This window comes from Actinosynnema pretiosum, from assembly GCF_024171695.1.
Classification (GTDB): domain Bacteria; phylum Actinomycetota; class Actinomycetes; order Mycobacteriales; family Pseudonocardiaceae; genus Actinosynnema; species Actinosynnema pretiosum.
In genome coordinates, this window is sequence record NZ_JAMTCF010000006.1 from 281,218 (window position 1) to 302,195 (window position 20,978).

General features: G+C 75.5%; 12 protein-coding genes and 1 pseudogene. 3 read left to right on the plus strand and 10 right to left on the minus strand.

From position 1 onward, the window contains the following. The first annotated feature begins 595 nt into the window (after positions 1 to 595). Entirely contained in the window at positions 596 to 880 is a 285-nt protein-coding gene (locus LV78_RS14490) for a hypothetical protein (protein WP_253845791.1), read from the plus strand. 548 nt (positions 881 to 1,428) lie between these two features. Here the strand turns inward: LV78_RS14490 and LV78_RS14495 are convergent. The 3 genes from LV78_RS14495 to LV78_RS14505 all read right to left on the minus strand — a co-directional run bounded on the left by LV78_RS14495 (position 1,429) and on the right by LV78_RS14505 (position 8,328). Continuing rightward, positions 1,429 to 1,914, minus strand: a complete 486-nt coding sequence (locus LV78_RS14495; protein WP_253845792.1) for a tetratricopeptide repeat protein — start codon at positions 1,912 to 1,914, stop codon at positions 1,429 to 1,431. Positions 1,915 to 2,050: 136 nt separating this feature from the next. Then, entirely contained in the window at positions 2,051 to 7,075 is a 5,025-nt protein-coding gene (locus LV78_RS14500) for a hypothetical protein (protein WP_253845793.1), read from the minus strand. A 113-nt stretch (positions 7,076 to 7,188) separates the two neighbouring features. Next, positions 7,189 to 8,328 (minus strand): L-talarate/galactarate dehydratase, encoded by a 1,140-nt coding sequence (locus tag LV78_RS14505; RefSeq protein WP_253845794.1) that lies wholly within the window; start codon positions 8,326 to 8,328, stop codon positions 7,189 to 7,191. 163 nt (positions 8,329 to 8,491) lie between these two features. On the opposite strand from LV78_RS14505, the gene LV78_RS14510 reads away from it, so the two are divergent. Together LV78_RS14510 and LV78_RS14515 are read left to right on the plus strand one after the other, a co-directional pair. Continuing rightward, on the plus strand, positions 8,492 to 9,481 hold the full coding sequence (locus LV78_RS14510) for an ADP-ribosylglycohydrolase family protein (RefSeq protein ID WP_253845795.1): 990 nt from the start codon (positions 8,492 to 8,494) through the stop codon (positions 9,479 to 9,481). 317 nt (positions 9,482 to 9,798) lie between these two features. Next, a complete protein-coding gene (locus tag LV78_RS14515; protein ID WP_253845796.1) occupies positions 9,799 to 11,742 on the plus strand; it encodes a Calx-beta domain-containing protein in 1,944 nt (647 codons plus the stop codon). Between the two features lie 60 nt (positions 11,743 to 11,802). Here the strand turns inward: LV78_RS14515 and LV78_RS14520 are convergent, their stop codons facing one another. From LV78_RS14520 to LV78_RS14550, 7 genes and pseudogenes are all read right to left on the minus strand, one after another. Further along, a complete protein-coding gene (locus LV78_RS14520; protein WP_253845797.1) occupies positions 11,803 to 13,551 on the minus strand; it encodes an ABC transporter ATP-binding protein in 1,749 nt (582 codons plus the stop codon). Next, the gene (locus LV78_RS14525; RefSeq protein ID WP_253845798.1) at positions 13,548 to 15,359 is read right to left on the minus strand and encodes an ABC transporter ATP-binding protein; all 1,812 of its coding nucleotides are present in this window, start codon (positions 15,357 to 15,359) and stop codon (positions 13,548 to 13,550) included. The genes LV78_RS14520 and LV78_RS14525 overlap by 4 nt, the downstream gene beginning before the upstream one ends. Before the next feature lie 122 nt (positions 15,360 to 15,481). Then, positions 15,482 to 16,174, minus strand: a complete 693-nt coding sequence (locus LV78_RS14530; protein ID WP_253845799.1) for a TetR/AcrR family transcriptional regulator — start codon at positions 16,172 to 16,174, stop codon at positions 15,482 to 15,484. Between the two features lie 93 nt (positions 16,175 to 16,267). Then, complete coding sequence (locus tag LV78_RS14535) at positions 16,268 to 18,676, minus strand: FtsX-like permease family protein (protein ID WP_253845800.1); 2,409 nt, start codon at positions 18,674 to 18,676, stop codon at positions 16,268 to 16,270. A 326-nt stretch (positions 18,677 to 19,002) separates the two neighbouring features. Continuing rightward, a pseudogene (locus tag LV78_RS14540) lies at positions 19,003 to 19,701 on the minus strand (ABC transporter ATP-binding protein); the annotation flags it as partial. Beyond that, positions 19,698 to 20,072, minus strand: a complete 375-nt coding sequence (locus LV78_RS14545) for a hypothetical protein (RefSeq protein ID WP_253845801.1) — start codon at positions 20,070 to 20,072, stop codon at positions 19,698 to 19,700. The gene LV78_RS14545 and the pseudogene LV78_RS14540, both read right to left, overlap by 4 nt. Before the next feature lie 202 nt (positions 20,073 to 20,274). Beyond that, the gene (locus LV78_RS14550) at positions 20,275 to 20,952 is read right to left on the minus strand and encodes a response regulator (protein WP_253845802.1); all 678 of its coding nucleotides are present in this window, start codon (positions 20,950 to 20,952) and stop codon (positions 20,275 to 20,277) included. Positions 20,953 to 20,978 lie beyond the last annotated feature (26 nt).

Sequence of the window (20,978 nt, forward strand, 5' to 3'; positions counted from 1 at the left end):
AGGCCGGTGGCTTGAAGGCGGGTGGCTTGAGGGTGGGGGGCCCGAGGGTGGGCGGCCTTGGGACGGGTGGTCCGCAGACGGGCGACCCGAGGGCGGATGGTGCGTCGACGGGCGACACGGTGGTGAGCGGCCCGAGAGCGGACGGCAGGGCGATGAGCGGCAGTTTGGCGGGCGGCGGGGCGACGACCAGTTGACCGGCGAAAGGCTTGCCGACGAGTGGCGCTACGACTGGCGACTCAGCGATGAACAGCCGGGCGGCGAGGGGGTCATCGGCGGCGCTGCCGACGGCAGGCGGCCTGGTTGCGAGCGTCCCGCCGGCCAGAGGCCCGCTGGTGAACGACGCGGCGGTGGCTGGCAGCCCTGCAGTGAACAGCTTGGCGTCCAGCAGCGCAGTGGTCAGCGGCACGGCGACGAGCCGCGTGGTGGCCAGCGGGTCAGCGGCGAGCAACGCGGCAACCAGCAGGTCAACGGCGAGCAGCCCGGCGATCAACGGGTGAGCGACGGGCAGCCAGGCAGCCAGCGGCCCAGTGGGGAGCAGCGTGGTGGTGCGGCCCTTGCTGGACGGCACGGGCGTGGTGGGGGGAGGCGGGTGGGCATGGGTGAGGTGCGGCTCGGGGGTGTGCTGGGCCTGGTGCTGCTGCTGTGCTCGGCCTGCGGGGTGACGGTGCAGAACAAGCCTCAGCCGGTGGTCACCTCTCCCCCGACCACGCCGACCACCACCCAGGTGACCACGGTTCCCACGATAGGAGAGGTCACCGACACCGCCCCCGCGCCGACCACCGAGGAGTCGCCGACCACCACCTCGACGTCCACGAGCGACTCGGCGACGGTGGGCGGGGCGACCACGGCCACCACCGGCACGACACCACCCGCGAACTGACCACCGACGCGTGCGACCCCCGCCTGCCGGGCCGCCGCGCCAGAGGCGCACCGGTACCGGCCAGTCCGCCCTGAACAGGGCAAAGTGGCCGCCCCCGACCCAGGCACCCCGGCCAGATAAAACGCTCTCCGGCAGTCCGGCAGTCCGGCAGTCCGGCAGTCCGGCAGTCCGGCAGTCCGGCAGTCCGGCAGTCCGGCAGTCCGGCAGTCCGGCCAGAGCACCATGATCAACACCGATCGCCCCGGTGCCAGCCGGGCAACATGGCCAGTGCCGACGGCCGCAGCGCTCCGGACAGGGCGACGCGGCCGAGCCCAGTCATCCCGCTCTCGGCCAGGGCAAAGCCGCCAGCGCAAGTCGCCCCGGCCAGCGCAATGCGGGCAGCGTCGATCGCCCCAGTGACCCCGCCAGAGCAACGTCTCCGGTCCCAGTCGCCTCAGTGCCCTGGTCCGGGCTCCTGGTCCGGGCTCCTGGTCCGGGCTTCAGGCCCAGGTCCGGGCCCCAGGGCCGGCGCTGCGTCCAAAGGCGCCGTGGTCCGGTTCGTGGTTCGGTCAGTTCGCCAGTTCTGCGGCGTAGCCGCGCAGGGCTCGCTGGTACTGCTGGAGGTCGGGGCTGTCCACGCGGTCGACCGCCAGGGTGAGCAGCAGCGCCACGGCCTCGGGGGCTCGGCCCGCGCTGGTCAGCGCCAGCGCCAGGAAGGCTCGGACCGAGTCGTGGCCGGGGAACTCGCGGTCCGCGCGCTCCAGCGCGGCGATGGCCTCGTCGTGCCTGTCCAGGTTGCGCAGGGTGCTGCCGTACTGGATCAGGCCCTGCCGCAGCCGGTCGCCGTCCAGGCCCGCCGCGAAGGCGCGCTCGTACGCCGGGACGGCCTCGGCCTCGTGGCCCGCGTAGTCGAGCGAACCCGCGTACTCGAACAGCGCCACCACGTCGTCCGGGTGCTCGGCCAGCAGCGCCCGGAAGTGGTCGACGGTCGGCTCCGGGTCGTCCGGCCGCGCGTTCGCCCAGCCCCGCTTCACGGCCTCGTCCACAGTGGTCATGCCCCGCGCTCCCCTCGGTGATCGTCCGCGCGCCCCGGTGGCACACGGATGATCAACGCACAGGGCGCGGAACCTGTCCAGGCGATTTGCCCACCACCGGGTGGTGCGGTGGGCCGCCGGTCCGGTCTCTCGGGTGTCAGCGGCGGCTCCTCTGCTCGCCGAGCTTCTCGTAGGCGGGGACCTCGCCCGCCCGGAACCGCGCCCACGCCCCGGTGAACAGGGACGCCACCGGTTCCGCTGGCAGCACCGGGCCCTCCGGGTGCTCCGGCAGCGGGTACAGGCGTTCCTTCCAGGTCTCCACCGGCAGGGCCGGGGTGGGGAGGTCGTGCCAGCCGCCCGGCAGGAACAGGGTTCGGCCCGCCCTGGCGCGCTTCGCGGTCAGGACCAGGTCGGTGTCGGCCAGTTCGGTCCTCGCCTTGCGCAGGCGCGCGGGCTTCCAGCCGGTCCAGCGGGCCGCGTTCGCGTCGGTCGGGTCGGGCAGCGCGAGGAGTTGGAGGTACAGGGTCGCCGCGTCGGGTGAGAGGCCCAGCGCCTCCGCCGCCTCCGCCACCAGGTTCGGGACCGAGTTGTTCGGGTCCTGGGCGTACGTCGCCGGGTCCTGGGAGCTTGCGGCGCCTGCGGCGTTCGAGACGTCGGCAGGCGGAGCGCACAGGGTCGCCAGGCCCTCCGAGCGCAGCAGGTCCAGGTCGTCCAGGACCGCCTCGCCGTCGAGCGCCTTCGCCAGCGCCACCACGAGGTCCCGGTCCGCCTGACCGACCAGGCCCGGCCGCACCGCGACAGTGCAGTAGTCGTCCTCCGCGGCCACCTCCACGAAACCCCGGTGCACCAGCACCTTGCCCGACTCCAGCGCGGGCACGCCGAGCAGCTTCTCGACCTTCCGGTTCTCCTCCCACGCCCCCAGCTCCACCAGGAACGCGGGTGAGTGCGCCCGCGCCCTGGCCAGGTCGAGCGCGCGGGACAGCTCCGCGCGCAGCGGCGAACCGCCGGGAAGGTGGTAGCCGAGCCAGGTCAGCAGGCGGGGCAGCACGTCCAGGTGGTCCGAGCCGAACCCGGCCTCGTCGCCCTGCTCCAGCTCGACCCCGTCGAAGCGCTGGCCGCCGTCGGTGGTCAGCCAGGTCGCGCGGTCCGGGTTGACCAGGCCGACGAGCAGCGCGGCGATGTCGTCGCGGCCGAACGCCTTGTGCGCCGCGATCAGCAGGTCCTCCGGCACCGGGGTGCGGCGGCCGTGCTCGCTGTTCCACACCTCGGCCACGGCGGCCACGTCCGGGCCCTCGGTCCACAGGCGCAGCGGGTCGGCGGGCACGGCGGCGTTGAGGAGGAGGCCGCGCGCGTCGTCCTCCAGCGGGCCCAGGGTGGCCTTGGCGACGAGCGCGGCGTCGCGGGACAGGCCCAGCTCCTTGCGCAGGGCGGTGCCCAGGTAGTTGCCGCCCCACGCGCCCACGCCCGGCATCCCGGCCAGCAGCACGGTGGCCTCGGAACCGCTGAGACCGGTCAGCTCGACCAGCCGGTCGACCGCCTCCGGCCGCCACGGCGCGGGTCCGCGCTCGGCCAGCGCGTCCAGGAACGCGGACACCGCGTCCCGGTCGATCCCAGGGTCGAGCGGCCAGTGCTCGCTCAGCCGCCAGCCCTCGGGCAGCGCGAACCCGTCGCGGCCGAACTGCAGGCCCTCGAAGCTGCGGCCGGGCACGTCCAGCCAGCTCTCCTCGAACAGCGCGACGAACCCGTCACCGGTCGGCGTCACCCGGTTCTCCGGGTGGGGGCCACGCTCGGGCAGCACCAGCTCCACGAACCGCCACCGGCCGGAACCGTCCGCGATCGGGCTGGACACCAGCACCCGCAGCAGTTCGGCGAGCACGGCGCGCTGCCCCGGCGGGGTGAACGGCGAGGCGGCCCGGTGCACGAGGGACCGCAGGTGCGGGATGACCCTGCCCCAGTCCAGGGAGGACACCTCGGGCAGCGGTCCCGGCGCCGGGTCGACCGAGGCCGCGACCAGCGCCGCCAGCAGGTCGGGCAGCGCGGACGGCGGCCCGGACACGTCGTCCTCGGTGTGGGAGGCGAACCAGTTGACCGCCCGGTTGATGCCGGTGTCGGTGAGCACGGCGGACTCGGGCGTGGCGGGGCGCGCGGAGTCGTCGATCAGCCTGGCCGCCTCGGCGACCCGCGCGAACGCCCGGAACCCCTGCTGGAGGCGCGCGGCCCTGCGGATCTCGGCGACCACGGCGATCAGCAGTTCGGGGTGGGTCAGGGCGGGCAGCCGCTCGGCTACCGCGCGGGCCAGCGCCGTGAACCGCCCGGCGGCCGGATCGCCGGACCCGGCCGCCGGATCGTCGGACCCGGTGACCGGCCCGCTGACCCCGGTGGCCGGGGAGGACGCGTCACCGGCCTGTCCCGGTTGTGCGCGGACCTCGGCCGGAGCGGCGTTCGAGCGCCCGGTGTCCGACTTCCCGGTGTCCGGCTCCCCCGCGCCCGGCTCCCCGGCGAACGCCCCGCCCCCACCCGCGCGCAGCAGCGCCACCTCCGCCGCGATCACGGCGGGCAGCGCGGTCTCGGCCGTCGCCAGCGCGGCGGTGATCAGCTCGCGCGCGTCCTCCTCGGTGACCGCCCGCAGCGCGGCGGAACCGGTCTCGTCGCGGGGCCGCAGCGCGTGCCACCAGGCGACCGGCGGCACCAGCGGAGTGCCCGAGGCGCCCTCCGGGCGGCGCTCGCCGACGTCGAAGGTCGCCAGCAGCGCGCCCGAGGTGTCGCGCAGCTCGATCGTCTCGTACTCGGCGCGCACCACCAGCCGCGCGCCGCCGGGCAGGTCGAGCAACCCGGCGGGCGCACCGGCCTCGCGCGGCTGCCGCGCCACGCGCCCGTCCACGCCCTCGCCCAGCCAGGAGCCGTCCGGCTCGGCCCGGACCCGCCAGCCGTGCAGCCCGCCGGACGCGCCGAGCGGGCTCGCCTCCGTTCCCGGACCGACCGGTCGCAGGTGGCAGGCGTCCAGCTCGCGCGGCGCGCCGAACTCCTCCAGGAAGGCGGGCAGGCTCGACCGCCCCAGGTCGCCGGTCGCCGGGTCGACCTCGCGCCAGCCGACGCCGGTCTCGACCCACAGGTTCGCGCCGTCGCCGTGCACCGGGCGCGGGAACGGCACGTGGGTGTCACCGGGGCTGACCGCGCGGCCACCGGTGCAGCGGGCCCCGCCGGGCAGCGCGAGGGACGGCACGGCCTCGCGGTTCTGGTAGGGGTCGACCTCGCTGAGCGGGTCGAACAGCACCGTCGGCGCGTCGCTCCAGTACGCGAGCTCCTCGCCGTAGTTCGCGTGCCAGCGCACCAGCAGCCTGCCGTCGAACCACCAGGCGGTCGGCGCGTAGTCCCAGTCGTGCCTGCGCTCCAGCGGCACGCGGGAGCGGTGCTCGGCCAGCACCCCGTCCGGCCCGGCCACGGCGAACTCCTCGCCCGCGCGCAGCACCAGCGCGGGCCAGCCCTCGCCCGCGATCTCGGCGTCCGCGCCGAGCAGCCCGGCCGCGCGGTCCAGCGCGGGCCAGCCCAGCTCGTCCAGCAGACCGGTCCGCAGCACCGAGGCGAGCAGGGCGGTGACGTCGGCGTCCGCGATGGTCTCGGCGGCCTCGGGCAGCACGGCGAACGCCTCGGGCACGCCCAGCGGGCCCAGCTCGGCCAGGTGCCGCTCCAGGTCGAGCAGACCGGTGGCGCCGAGCGCGGTGACCCGCACGGCCAGCCAGGCGGACAGCGCCGCGCGCAGGCCGGGCACGGCCATCGCCGCGCGCACGGCCGCCGGGTTGGCCAGGCCCGACGAGCCCGCGTCGGACAGGTGCGCGACCAGACCGGCGCCCAGGTCGGCGCGGGTGCGCTCGGAGGCGGCGAGCGCGGTCAGGTCGCGGCGGCCGGGCAGCACGTCGGAGAGCCAGTCGTCGACGGCGAGGTTGCGCCGCTCCCCCGTCTCGTGCACCAGCTCGAACGGGACGTCCAGGGTGAGCAGCAGGTCGAGCAGGTCCAGCTCGCCCTGCCGCCAGGTGTGCGGGAAGCGGACCGGGGTGGTGCCGGCGGTCAGCCGGGGGGCGAGGCGCTCGACCAGCGCCAGCAGGCGTTCGGAGCGCGGGGTCTCCCCGCCCCAGGAGAGGTCGCGCAGCTGGAGCACCGACGTCAGCCAGGCCGCCGCGCCGACCGCGCCGGTGCCGTCGACCAGGTGCGCGGTCGCCCCGCAGGCCTCCAGCAGGTCGAGCCAGTCGTCCAGGTCGTCGCGGTCGTCCGGGACCAGCTCCAGCAGCCGGGGGGCGAGCGCCGGGTCCTTCGCGGACAGCCGCAGCAGGGCGGGGCGGTAGCGCTTCCAGAACTTGCCGCCCGCGCGGGAGACGCCGCGCAGGCCGAGCAGGCGGGCGAGCAGCCGCTCGTCCTCGGCGTCCTGGTCGAGCCCGGCGGCGGCGGCGAGCCTGCGCAGGTCGTCGGGCATGGAGTTGTGCGGGGCGAGGCCGCCCGCGCAGCGCCGCACGCACAGGTCGAGCACCAGCTCGTAGGCCTCGATTGGGTCGAGCCTGCCCTGCAGTGACTTCGCGAACGAGGTCAGCGCCTTCACGGTCAGCGCGCCCGCGAACGCGAACTCCAGGAACACCTCGCGCAGCCGCTCGACGTCCAGCGGGAGGCTGTGCACCTCCTCGGCCTGTCTGGCCTTGCCGAACATGATGCCCGCGTAGCTCGTGCCGCCGTGCGCCAGGAACGCGCGACCGGCCTGCTCGTACAGGGTGGGCAGGAAGTGCGGGGCGGACCTGGCGAGCCGCTCGCCGAGCGCGAGGAACCCGGTCTTGGCGGCCTCGGCGCGCGAGCGGGCCAGCGCGCCGAGCCGCTCGACGTCCTTGACCAGGTCGAGCGCGTGGTGCCCGTTGTCCGGGTCGTTGGCCAGCGCCCAGGCCGGGAAGCCGAGCGCGACCCGCTTGCCGGTGCCGACCTCGTGGACCCGCTCGGGCTCGCCGAACCCGAGGTAGTCGCAGGTCAGGTCCTCGGCGCGGGCGAGCAGGGCGGGGACGAGCCGGACCACGGCGCGGCCGGGGGCGGCCGGGTGCGCGTAGCGCCTGGCCGTGATCACGTCCTGGCCCGGCGCCGCGGCGCGCGGGCCCGGCAGCACCGCGCCCGCGGCGATGAGCCCGGCGTCGGGATGTGCCTCGTCCACCCTGTCCTCCTCGTTCCCCTGGGTTGGCGCCAAGGTAGCGAGGGGGTCCGACAAAAACCGGCGTTCCGCGACGGGGTGGGCGAGGCCACCTCGTCGCGGTTCACCCGGTCAGGTCACTGCGGACCGGTGACGGTGGTGCGCTCGACCGTCCACGCGCGAGCCTGGTCGGTGAGCGTGAGCCCCAGGCCCGGCCGGTCCGGGACCACCATCCGGCCGTCGACGACCTCGGCGCGCTCGTGGAACAGCGGTTCCAGCCACTCGAAGTGCTCCACCCAGGCGGTGCCGGGGTAGGCGGCGGCCAGGTGCAGGTGGACCTCCATCACGAAGTGCGGGGCCAGCGCGAGGTGGTGCTGGTCTGCGAGGGCCGCGACGCGCAGGAACGGGGTGATGCCGCCGATCCTGGGCGCGTCGGGCTGGAGGAAGTCGGCCGCGCCGCCGGTGATCAGCGCCCAGTGCTCGGCGGTGGAGGTGAGCATCTCGCCGGTGGCGACCGGGGTGTCCAGCGCGGCGGCGAGGGCGGCGTGCCCGGCGGTGTCGTGCGCGTCGAGCGGCTCCTCGATCCAGGTCAGGTCGAACCGCTCCAGCTCGCGGCAGACCCGCGCGGCGCGGGGCCGGTCCCACTGCTGATTGGCGTCGACCATGAGCGGGACGCCGTCGCCGAGGTGCTCGCGCACGGCCGCGACCCGCTTGAGGTCCTGCGCGGGGTCGGGGTGGCCGACCTTGACCTTGATGCCGCCGATGCCGCGCGAGCGCGCGTGGTCGACGTTGTCGAGCACCTGCTCCAGCGGCGCGGACAGGAACCCGCCAGAGGTGTTGTAGCAGGGCACCGCGTCCCGGTGGGCGCCGATGAGCTTGGCCAGCGGCAGGGTCGCGCGCTTGGCCTTGAGGTCCCACAGGGCGATGTCGAACGCGGCGATCGCCTGCCCGGCCAGCCCGCCCCGGCCGACCGACGCGCCCGCCCAGGACAGCTTGCGCCACAACCGGTCCACGTCGCTGGGGTCCTCGCCGATCAGCTCGTGGGCGATCTCGGCGGCGTGCGCGTATAGAGCGGGACCTCCCGCGCGCTTGGAGTACGCCAGGCCCAACCCGGTCAGCCCGGACTCGGCGGTGATCTCGGCGAGCAGCAGCGCCACCGAGGTGAGCGGCTTCTGCCTGCCGGTGAGCACTTTCGCGTCGCTGACCGGGGTGGGCAGCGGCAGGTGCGCCAGCGACAGGGCGACGGAGGTGACGGCGTCGCCGGGAGGGTGAGGCATGGGTGCTCCTCGGTGCTCGCGGACGGCGGCGGCTCCCCCAGTGTGCCCGTGCGGGCGGTGCGCGGGCGGCGGGGCTTCGGGGTCGGGGTGACCGTCGCGGGTCCGGTGTCGCCGGGGTCGCGCGGCCGGTGGTCGGGAACCGGCGCGGGTTAGGGTGGTTCCCGTGGACCGCGTCGCAGGATCGTTCTACGGGCTCGCCTTCGGCGACTCGCTGGCCAAGCCGACCGAGTTCCTGTCCGTCGAGCAGATCCAGCAGCGCTACGGCGACGGCCCCGACCGCCTGGAGGGCGATCCGGCGCTGGTCACCGACGACACCCAGATGGCGCTCGCGGTGGCGTGGGCGCTGCGCGACGCGGCCGAGCCGACCCCGGAGGCGCTGGAGCCCCGGCTGCGCGAGCGGTTCGTGGCGTGGGCGCACAGCCCCGACAACAACCGGGCGCCCGGCACGACCTGCCTGCGCGCGGTGGGCGGGCTGGCCGAGGGCCTGCCGTGGACGGCCGCGACGATGCCCGCGTCCAAGGGGTGCGGGGCGAACATGCGGGTCACCCCGGTCGGGCTGGTCCCCGGTCTGGACCTGGACCTGCTGGCCGGGATCTCCCAGCTCCAGGCGGCCATGACGCACGGCCACCCGACCGGGCTGGCCGCCTCCGAGCTGACCGCGCTGGCGACCCGGCTGCTGGTGGACCGCGCGGACCTGGTCGAACTGCCCGCGCTCCTGCTCGACCGGTGCGCGAGCGAGCGCGAGCGCTACCGCGCGGACTGGCTGGGCGAGCTGTGGGAGGTGGCGGGCGCAGCCTCGCCGGTGGCGTTCGCCCGCGCGGGCTGGGACGAGTGCGCCGCCGCGCTCCAGGCGCTGGTCGACGTGCTGGCCCGGCCCGACGACGGCGCGGACCCGTGCCTGGGCACCGGCGAGGGCTGGATCGCCGAGGAGGCGCTGGCGACCGGGTTGCAGTGCGCGGTCCGGCACGCGGACGACCCGGTGGCCGCGCTCGTGCGGGCCGCGCGCACCGGCGGCGACTCGGACTCGATCGCCGCGCTGGCGGGCGCGTTCGCGGGCGCCGCGCACGGCATGTCCGGGTGGCCGCAGGACTGGGTGGACCGCATCGAGTACGCCGACCAGCTCGCCGCGCTCACCGGGGCCCCGATCCGCTAGGAACCGCCGCTCCGCATTTCCGCACCGGGCCCAGGGCATTCGGAGCAGTCCCGCGCGCCTTTTTTCGCACCGAACGGCGTCACCCCTGCGGGGGGCCCCACGATTTTTCCGACCGGTGCGAAAACCCGCGTGGCGTAGGCCGAACGTGGCCGCACTAATCGGTGCTGTCCACCCCGGTGAACCAAACGCGCCACCCCCGGTGGATTCGCGCCCGGAACGGTCATACCTCCAGGTAATTGCCCCCTTCCCGCACCGCCTCGATGATTCCCCCGCTGGTTCCCGCACTTCTCGAGCAGTGCTCCCGGAAGGGTTCACCCATGCCCGTCGCCAGGTCCTCGTACGGACCTCCCCCGCTTTTCCCCCGCAGTTCCGGGAAGCGCGGCCCCGTCCGCAGGACAGCGGTTCTCGCGTTAGCCCTGTGGGCCGCGACGACGACCGCCGTCAGCGCCGCGCCACCGGCCTCCGCGCAGGTCGTCCCCTCCGACGTCGAGGTGGTGCTCGGCCCCGGCCAGAGCGCCCAGGTCGCGAAGAAGGTCACCACCCCGGCCGTGCCGCCGAAGCCGGACCTGGTGCTGCTCGCCGACACCACCGGCAGCATGGGCGCGGCGATCGCGAGCGTGCGCTCCAACGCCGACGCGGTCACCGGGCAGGTGCTGGCCGCGCAGCCCGCCGCGCAGTTCGCGGTGGCGGAGTACCGGGACACCGGGGACGCGTTCGCGTTCCGGGTCGACCAGGCGCTGACCGCCGACCGGGGCGCGGTGCGCGCGGGCATCGGCCAGTGGGCCGCCGCGGGTGGCGGGGACTTCCCGGAGTCCGCGATCAACGCGCTCTACCAGATCGGCAAGGGCGCGACGGGCTTCCGGCCGGACAGCACGCGCATCGTCGCCTGGTTCGGCGACGCGCCCTCGCACGACCCGGTGCTCGGCCGGTCGCTGGCGGACGCGATCGGCGCGCTGCGCGCGGCGGGTGTGCGGGTGGTCGCGGTCAACGTGGGCGACTCGGGCAGCGGCCTGGACGCGGGCGGGCAGGCGAGCCGGATCGCGCGGGAGACCGGGGGCGTGCTGCTCAACAAGGTGCCGCCGGACCAGGTGGCCAGGGCGATCCTGGACGGCGTGCGCGAGGTGCCGGTGACCGTGACGCCAAAGGTGACCTCGTGCGACGCGCGGCTGTCGGTGCGCAACGAGCCGTCGGCGCGGACGGTGACCAGCGGGGCCAAGGCCGAGTTCACCGAGACGATCGAGGTCAAGCCGGGCACTCCTGCGGGCACCTACCACTGCTCGGTGGACTACCAGGTGGACGGGCGCTCGCTCGGGTTCGTGGAGCGCACCAAGGTGCACGTGCCCGGTGTTCGGGTGGGCGACGCGACCGCGTCCGAGGGCGACGGGCAGGCGGTGTTCGCCGTGTCGCTGGACCGGCCGAGCACGAAGCCGGTGACGGTGCGGGCGTCCACCTCGGACGGTTCGGCGGTCGCGCCCGACGACTACGCGGCGACCTCGCAGGTGCTGACGTTCGCGCCCGGTGAGACGACGAAGGCGGTCGCGGTGCCGCTGGTGTCCGACGCCGTGGACGAGCTGGACGAGACGTTCGCGGTGCGGCTGAGCGAGGTCGCGGGCGCGGCGGTGTCCGACGGCGAGGGCGTGGGCACGATCCTGGACGACGACCGCGACGGCCAGTTCACCTGCCGGGCGAGCGTGGCGAACGTGGCGGGGATCGAGCCGGTGGTGGCGAACCCGCCGAACGCGCCGTGCGCGGAGGCGGCCCAGACCGTGCTCCAGGGGAACCTGGGCTCGGGGCTGCTGAACGTGCGGCTCAACGCCCTGTCTGCGAGCACCGACCAGACGCCGGACGACCCGTCGGCGAGCCCGGCGGCCGAGGGCGACTCGGTGGTGTCGCGGGCGCTGGTGGAGACGACGACGATCAGCACGCTCGGGGTGAGCGTCGAGCTGGGCGTGATCCGGTCGGAGGCGTCGGTGACCTGCGTGGCGGGCGAGCACGGGCTGGAGCCGAGGTTCGCGGGCGGGTCGGCGATCGACTCGCTGAAGGTCAACGGCGTCCCGGTGACCGTGGTGGGCTCGCAGCCGGTGACGATCCCGCTGGTGGTCGGCTCGCTGCGGCTCAACAGCACCGAGCGCACGGCGGACGGGCTGGTGCAGCGGGCGGTGGTGCTCGACGCGCTGCTGGTGAAGGTCGTGGTGGGCGAGGCCAAGGTCGGCTACCGGGGCACCGACGCGCACCCGCGCGGCAACCCCTGCCAGGGCTAGCCGGGTGAGCACCCCGGCCGCGTCGCACCTCGCGGCGCGGCCGGGGGTTCGCGCGGCGCGCTAGGGCGCCGAGGTCAACCGCCAGCCCTTGGCGCGGTCGCGCTCGCGCCAGAACGCCGCGTACCGGCCGTTCGCGGCCAGCAGCTCCGCGTGCGTGCCGCGCTCGGCGACGCCGCCGCCGTCCAGCACGACGATCTGGTCGGCGGCCACGACCGTGGGGAGCCGGTGGGCGATCACCAGCACGGTGGAGCGCTCCAGCAGGGTCCGCATCGCGGCCTGGACGTAGCGCTCGTTCTCCGCGTCGAGCGCGGCGGTCGCCTCGTCCAGCAGCACGACCGGCGCGTCCTTGACGATCGCGCGGGCGATGGACACCCGCTGCCGCTCGCCACCGGACAGCGCGGCCCCGCCCTCGCCGACGCGGGTGGCCCAGCCGTGCGGCAGCCGCTCCACGATCTCGGCGACCCCGGCCAGCCGACCGGCCTCGCGCACCTGCTCGTCGGTGGCGTCCGGGCGGCCCGCGCGGATGTTGGCCTCCAGGGTGTCGTCGAACAGGTAGACGTCCTGGAACACCACGGCGATCTGGGCCATCAGGTCCTCGGTGCGCTGCTCGCGCACGTCCGCGCCGCCGACCCGCACGGTCCCGCGCTGGACGTCCCAGAAGCGGGCGATGAGCCGGGTGACGGTGGTCTTGCCGGAGCCGGAGGCGCCGACGAGCGCGGTCATCGTCCTGGGCGGCACGCGCAGCGACACGTCGCGCAGCACGGGTTCGGCGCCGTAGCCGAAGGTGACACCGGACAGCTCCACCTCGCCGGGCCTCGGCCGCTCGGCGCTCGCGTCGGGCTCGGGCAGCGGCTCCTGCTCCAGCACCTCGGCGATGCGGCGGACGTCGTTGTGCGCCATGCGGACCGCGCCGGACAGCGCGGACAGCTCGGCCAGCGGACCGGTGAAGCGGGCGGCCAGCGCGAGCACCGCGACCAGCGCCACCGGGTCGACGTCGCCGCCGAGCGCGAGCAGGACGCCGACCACCAGCAGCACGGTGAACGCGAACTGGGTGGCGAAGCCGCCCGCGAGGATGCCGGGCACGGACAGCCACATGGCGCGCCTGCCCACGGCGTGCTGCCGGTCGATCGCCTCGTCGAGCGGGCGGTGGCCCGCGGCGGTGCGGCCGAACGCGCGCAGCGTGCGCTGGTGCCGGGCGAACTCCACGACCCGGTTCGCGGCCTCGACGGCGGCGGCGTCGGACAGCTCGTCGCCCTTGCCGACCAGGCGGGCGGACCAGCCGAACACGGCCAGCAGCAGCGGCGCGCACACCAGCATCGCCACGCCGAGCCGCCAGTCGAACGCCAGCGCGGCGACCGCGATCGTGGCGGGCGTGGCCAGGCCGACCACGAGCGGGGTGAGCAGGTGCGCGAACAGGCCGCCGACCTGGACGGTGCCGTCGGTGACCACGCGGGAGAGCCTGCCGACGCGCTCGGCGGAGAACCAGCCGACCGGCAGGGCGCCGACGTGGTCGCCGACCCTGCGGTGCGTGCTGGTGAGCACGGTGAGGGCGACCTCGAAGCCCTTCATGGCCTGGGTGTAGCTGGCCGCGCAGGTCAGGGCGACCGCGACGGTCATGGCGGCGAGCCAGCGCAGCGCGCCCTGGGTGTCGTCGGAGAGCAAGGACTTCAGCACCGGCACGGCGAGCGCGGTGGCGACGCCCTGCAGGACGCCGTAGGCGACGGCCCACACCAGGTAGACGCGCAGCGCGCCCCGGTGGCCGTGGCCGAGGATGGCCGCGAGGTCGCGCAACATCGGGCGCAGGTTCACCGCTGCTCCCCTTCCTGCGCGGTCCACATCCGCGCGTACTTGCCGCCGAGGGCGAGCAGGTCGTCGTGCCTGCCGCGCTCGACGACGACGCCCTCGTCGAGGACGGCGATCCGGTCGGCGCCCACGACGGTGCGCAGGCGGTGCGCGATGACCAGCAGGGTCCGGCCGCGCGCCAGTTCGGAGAGGGCGTCCTGGACGGCGGCCTCGGACTCGGGGTCGGCGAACGCGGTTGCCTCGTCCAGCACGAGCACGGGCGTGTCGGCCAGCAGGGCGCGGGCGATGGCGACGCGCTGGGCCTCGCCGCCGGAGAAGAGCGCGTCGACGGTGTCGTAGCCGTCCGGCAGGTCGAGCACGCGGTCGTGGATCCGGGCGGCCTTCGCGGCGGCGACCACCTCGTCGTCGGTGGCGTCGGGGCGGCCGAGGCGGATGTTGTCGGCGACGGTGCCGTGCACCAGCGCCACGTCCTGGAGCACGAACCCGACCGACCGGTAGAGCGCCTCGGGGTCGACCTCGCGCACGTCAACGCCGCCGACGCGCACCGCGCCGCCGGTCACGTCGTGGAACCGGGGCAGCAGGGTGGCCAGGGTGGACTTGCCCGCGCCGGACGGGCCGACGAGCGCGGTGACCGTGCCGGGGGCCAGTTCCAGGTCGACGCCGCGCAGCACCTCGCCGCCGGGTCCGTAGCCGAACCGGACGCCGTCGAACTCGACCGCGCCGCCCTCGGGCGTGCGGGGCTCGGCGGGGACGGGCAGCTCGGGGGTGTCGAGCAGGGTGCGCAGGCGCAGCGCGGCGGCGGCGGCGGTGCGGCGGTCCTGCGCGCCGAAGCCGAGGGCGACCACGGTCGTGGGGATGACCAGGGCGATGAGGAACCCGGTCATGGCGTCGACCGGGGTGACCCAGCCCTGGGCGGTGAACCAGACGGCGCCGAGCAGGTTGAGCAGGCCGACGACGGGCGCGGAGATCAGCATCGCGCTGAGGGCCTCCACGCGCAGCATGGGGCGGACCCAGTCCGCGTAGAAGTTCCCGAACTCCTCGGCGGCGGCGCGGTAGGCCTCGTGGGCGCTGCGGGCGCGGCCGAAGGTCTTGACGACGCCGATGCCGGTGACGAACTCGACCACGGCGGAGCTGATGCGCGTGGTGGCCGCGTCGAGCCGGGCGGCCTTCTCCCGGTAGCCGCGCATCATCCAGGCGTAGGCCAGCGCGTACAGCGGCAGGGTGCCCAGCGCCAGCAGCGCGAGCCGCCAGTCCAGCCAGAGCAGGTAGGCGAGGCCGCCCAGCGGCAGGACGGTGGCGGCGGTGGTCTCCACGGCGTGGTGGGCGACCAGGTGGTGCAGCGCGGCGATGTCGTTCTGGGCGGCCTTGCGCACGGAACCGGAGGTGCGCTCGCCGAACCAGCCGAGCGGGACGCGGCCGAGCCTGCGGACGATGCAGCGGCGCAGGTGGGCCTGGAGGTCGACGTCGGCGAAGTGCGTGATGCTCAGGGCCGTGCCCAGGAGCAGGCCCCTGGCGAGCAGGCCCGCCGAGACGGCGACGGCGACGGTCACCACGGCCGCGCGGTCGAGCGGGCCGTCCGCGAGGAGCAGGTCGCCGAGCGCGGCCAGTCCGGCGAAGGGCACGAGGGCGGCCAGCGCGCCGACGGCGGCGAGGGCGACGGCGAGGCGGGTGCGGCCCAGGACGGGGCGGCGCAGCTCGTCCAGCGCGGCGGCGGCCTGGCGGGCGTCGTCGGCCTCCGCGTCGTGGGGCGCTTCGGTCGGCGGAGGGTCGGGCCGTTCCCCGGTCGGCGCGTGCTCCGCTGCTGGTGCCGTCATGCCCCACCTTCCCCGTTGACTTGAGTTAGGCAAGGCTAACTACACATCTTCGGGGATTTCAATGGTCAGCGCAGTGGTGCACGACTCAGTGCGTTTAACGCCGTTAAACAGGGGAAACGTGGTCAGCGGCGGCGGCGCAGCGCGGTCAGCCGAGCCTGCGCCCCGTCCAGCGAGCGGGCGAGGCAGTACCGGAAGTGCTCGGCGTCGTAGGCCCGCAACGTGTTCGGGTCGGACCCCCGCGCCCGCAACCAGTCCCCCGCCAGCGCCAGCCCGCCCGCGCCCTCCGCGCTGCCGATGACCGCCTCGGCCTGCCGCACCCGGCGCTCGGGATCGGCGTTGCGCTCGTCCTCCACCGAGACGAGCGCGAGCGCCGAGTCGACCAGGTACCGGCAGATCCCGACCGCCTCGGCCCCGAACCCGGCCGCGACGAGCACCTCGATCCCGGCGCCCACCGCCGAGGCCGACTCGGGCGCCACCGGACCGACCGCGAGGGCCCGGCGCGCCACGCCGGGGTGGTGCAGGGCGACCCGCCGCAGGTCGGTCAGCAGCGCGGTGAACCACTCCCGCCACGGCAGCCCCGCGTCCGGCAGCGGGACCGACGCGAGCACCCGCCCGACGACCGCCGCGACCACCCGCTCCCGGTCCCCGACGTGGTGGTAGACAACGGGCGCGCCCACGCCCAGCTCGGCGGCGAGCTGCCGCACCGTCCACCCGTCCACGCCGGACCGCACGGTCAACCGCGTCGCGGCGTCCACGACGGCGGTCGCCGTGACGGGCGGCAGGCCGGAAGCGGCGCGGGAGCGGGGCGCGGACACGACCAGACCCTAACCGTCACGAGTCCGCGCGCAGCGCCGCGACCGGGCTGACCCGGACCGCGCGCCGAGCACCGACCCACCCGGCCAGCGCGGTCAGCGCGACCACCCCCGCCACCGCGCCCACCAGCGGCAGCACCGGGACGACCAGGGCACGCCGAGGCCCAGCGCCAGCAGCCCGAGCAGCGCGCACGGCACCCCCACCGCGAGCCCGAGCACCCCGCCGAGCAGCCCGTGGATCCCGGCCTCGACGCAGACCACCGCCCGCACCCCGCCCGGTCCCATGCCCAGCGCCCGCAGCACCCCGATCTCGCGGGTGCGCTCGACCACGCTCAGCCCCGTGGTGGCGCCGACCCCGACCACGGCGACCAGCACGGTCAACCCGATCAGCCCCAGCCCGACGAGCGCCAGCAGGTCGACCACCTCCCGCAGGTCCCCCTGGTCGCGCCGGGACGCGGTGACCTCGCCCCCGTCGCCGACCGCCGCCCGCACGGCCCGCTCCGCCGCGACGGGGTCTCCCGAGACCAGCACGGTGAGCTCGCCTCCTGGCGCCTGTCCGTGCGGCACGACGATCCCGATTCCCGCCGGGTCGGTGCCCGTCAGCGTCGCCGCCACCACCCAGCGCACCTCGCGCCCGTCGACGGCGCCGCGCACGGTGTCCCCGGCCGTGACGCCGAGGGCGAGCGCGGTCCGCCCGCCCACGACGATCCGGCCCTCGCCCAGGTCGGCGAGGTTCCCGCTGTCGGCGACGACGTTGTCCCGCAACGGCTCCAGCGCCCCGAGGTCGAGGTCCGCGAACTGGTGGCGGCGGTTGCCCACGGTCAGCTCGCCGGTGCGGTAGTCGGTCGACTCGACCACCTCGGGCAGCCCGGCCACCCGGCGCGCGGTCTCCTCGGACGCCCCGGTGACCCGCAGGTCGGCGGGCGCGCTCAACCCCAGCTCGCGCTCGGCGTACCCGGCGAGCCCGGCCCGACCGACCAGCGCGCCGCTGACCAGCGCCACCCCGAGCGCCACCACCAGCGACACGGCGGCGGCCCGGCGCGGAGCGCCACCGACCCCGCCCACGGCCAGCCGCCCCACCGGCCCCGACCGCCGCGCGGGCGGCCCCACGGCGGCCAGCACCGGGCGCACCACCAGCGGTCCCAGCAGGAGCAGGGCCAGGAACACCAGCACCGCGACGGCCGCGACCGCGATCAGCCCGGCGTCCCGGTCGTACCCGGTGTCCCCCGGTTCGGGCAGCTCGCGCACCAGCAGCACGACCACCACGGCCGCGAGCGAGGCGAGCAGCACCCCGGTGACCAGCCTGAGCGGCCCGAGACCACGTTCGGCGGGCGCCACGTCGGCCCCGCGCAGCGCCTGGAGCGGTGACACGCCCGAAGCGGAGACCGCGGGCCCCAGCACCGAGAGCACGGTCACCACCACCGCGCCCACGACCACGCCGAGCACCCCGGCCACCGGCGTCTCCGGCGTCGGGAGGTCGCTCACCACCGGCAGCAACCGCGCCGACCCGACAGCCGCCGCAGCACCCGCACCGCCTGCGACCAGACCGACGACCACGCCCTCCACCACCAGCGCCCGCACCAGCTGTCCCCGGTGCGCGCCGACGACCCGCAGCAGCGCCAACTGCTTGAGCCGCTGGGAGAGCACCACGCGGAACCCGGAGGCGGCCACCAGCGCGGCGGCGACCACCGAGATGCCGACGAACAGCGCGATCCCGGCGAACAGGTCGTCCACGTCGTCGGTCGCCGCGCGGGCCTCCGCGAGCCGCACCGCGTCACCGGTCTCGACGCGCACCGGTTCCCGGTTCGGACCCGGTCCGATCGCGGCGGCCAGCTCCCGCGCGAGCGCACCGGGTTCGGCCCCGTCCACGAGCCGGACGTCGAGCCGCGAGTACGGGGGCTCCTCGGCGGGCAGGTCCACCAGGGAGGTGACGACGTCGGTGGGCGCGTACCCGGCCTCCAGCTTCTCCCCGACCACCCGGACCACCCCGGTCACGAGCACCTCTGCCGCGCGCCGCCCGCTCTCACCGACCGGGAGCACGAGGGTAGTCCGGCCCCCCGGCGCGAACCCGTAGCCCGCCGCAGCCGCCTCGTTGACCGCGATCTCCCCCGCCGCACCGGGATAACGCCCGTCCACGACCTCCACCAGAGACAGCGGCCCGGCGCCCGGATCGGCTTCGAGCCGGAGGTACCGGTCGGCCGCGTCGGCGAGCACCGCCCCCGCGCTCACCCTCGGCTGGACCTCGGCGACACCGGGAGCCGCGCGCACCCGGTCGACCCCGGACTTGGCGAGCAGCCCACCGTCAACCACCAGGTCCACCTCGGCCGGAGTGCCACCGAGCCCGTCCAGCACCGCCCGCTCGGCCACGACCTGCCCCAGCACCGCGCCGCAGGCGAAGAACGCCGCGACCAGCACCGGCAACCCGGTGAGCACCAGCCGGAGGGGTCTGCCGACGATCCCGGCGAGCTGGGTGCGCAGCACGCTGACGTCGAACACCCGGCTCACCACGCCACCCCGCCGTCCCGGAACCCACCGGGGTCCTCCCATTCCGCCCCCGCGCTGTCCCGGCGCCCGGCGGGATTCCCGCCCACCGCCCCGTCCCGACGCGCGACGGAACCGCCTCCCGGCGCACCTTCCCCGAGCCCAGCGGGGTTCGATCCCGGCGCCCAACCCCGACGCCCGACCGGATTCCCACCCGCCGTCCCACCCCGACGCCCGTCGGGGATCCCGCCCACCACACCGTCCCGACGCCCGGTAGCGCGTTCTCCCACCACACCGTCCCACCGCAGCGAGGAGTTCTCCCGCTGTGTCGGGACGTTGTCCTGGTCCCGCACCACCTTCCCGTCCGCGAGCGAGACCACCCGGTCCGCGTACGAGGCCGCCACCGGGTCGTGCGTCACCATCACCACGGTCTGCCCCAGCTCCCACACCGACTCGCGCAGGAACGCCAGCACCTCCCCACCGGACCGCGAGTCCAGGTTGCCGGTCGGCTCGTCCGCGAACACCACCTCGGGCCGCCCGATCAGCGCCCGCGCCAGCGCCACCCGCTGCTGCTGCCCACCGGACAGCTCCCCCGGCCGGTGCCCCAGCCGGTCGCCGATGCCGAGCACGCCCACCAGGTGCTCGAACAGCTCCCGGTCCACGCTCCGCCCGGCCAGGTCCAGCGGCAGCGTGATGTTCCGCTCCGCGCTCAACTGCGGCAGCAGGTTGAACGCCTGGAACACGAACCCGACCCGCTCGCGGCGGACGCGGGTGAGCGCCCGCTCGCCCAGCCCGCTCAACTCCCGCCCGCCCAGGAGCACCCGCCCGGAGGTGGCGGTGTCCACTCCGGCGAGGCAGTGCAGCAGCGTGGACTTGCCCGACCCGGACGCGCCGGTGATGGCCGTGAACCGCCCGGACTCGAAGGAGACGGTGACCCCGTCCAGCACCCGGACCTCCGCGCCGCCCTGCCGGTACGTCTTCACCAGGTCGACGGCCGCCACCCGCCCCCCGCTCGCCCCCTCCCGCACGGCCGCGCGCCCGCCCCTCATGCCGCAGCCGGGAAGGGCAGGTCGACCCGCGCGTCCTCGCAGTGCTCGCGGGCGGCGGCCATGGACTCGGCGATGCCAGCCCGGTCGACCCGGTCGGGGTTCCCGGTGGCCACCGCGACGGCCCAGCCCTCGTACACCGCGATCCGGTACCCGAGGTAGCCGTCCTCCATCCCCTTGCGCAACTCCCCGGTCTGCTCCTGCCACCGCTCGGCCTCGGCCGGGTCCGGCCCCAGCGCCTTGCCCTCCTCGATGATCCGCACGGCGGTCCGGCAGTCCTCCACCGAGGCCTGGCTCACCCGCTTGTAGTCGTTCCACCAGCGAATTCCGAAAAACGCTCCTGCGGCGACGAGCGCGATGACGACACCGAGCACGGTCAACGTTCTCGCACTGACCTGACGCGATCCGATGGCGGGCACAGCGATTTCCTCCCGAATTCCCGAAAAAGACCTTCCTGCGAACAGGGAGAATTCTTCGGGAATCCGGGATCGACCACATCGCATCCGGGCTTGATCTTCACCGGCGCGCCTGCGACCGGGGTCGTACGACCGGGGTGGCAGACGCGCGCCGGGCCACTCACTCCCCCGGCCGCACCAGCCCCAGCTCGTAGGCCAGCACCACGGCCTGGACCCGGTCGCGCAGCCCGAGCTTGGTCAGCACCCGCCCCAGGTGCGTCTTCACGGTCGCCTCGGCCACGTGCATCCGCTCGGCCAGCTCCACGTTGGACAGCCCGCGCGCCACCAGCACCAGCACCTCCCGCTCGCGCTCGGTCAACGCGTCGAGCCGGTCGTCCCGAGGCGCCCTCGCGGTGTCGAGCCGCCCGGCGAACCGGTCGAGCAGCCGCCGCGTCACCCGAGGCGCGACCACCGCGTCACCGGCCGCGATGACCCGGATCGCGTTCAGCGTGTCCTCCGGCGGCGAGTTCTTCAGCAGGAACCCGCTGGCCCCGGCCTGCAACGCGGCGAACGCGTCCTCGTCGGTGTCGAACGTGGTCAGCACCAGCACCTTCGGCGAGTCGGCGCGGGCGCACAGCCTGCGGGTCGTCTCCACGCCGTCCAGGACCGGCATCCGGATGTCCATGATCACGACATCGGCCCGGACCGCGCTCAGCACCTCCAGCGCCCGCGCCCCGTTCTCGGCCTCGCCGACGACCTCGATGTCCTCCTGCGCCCCGAGCACCATGCCCAGACCGGCCCGGATCAGCGGCTGGTCGTCCACGATGACCACCCGGACCGGTTGCCCAACAGCCGACATTCCCCACGCCTTCCCACGTCCCACCA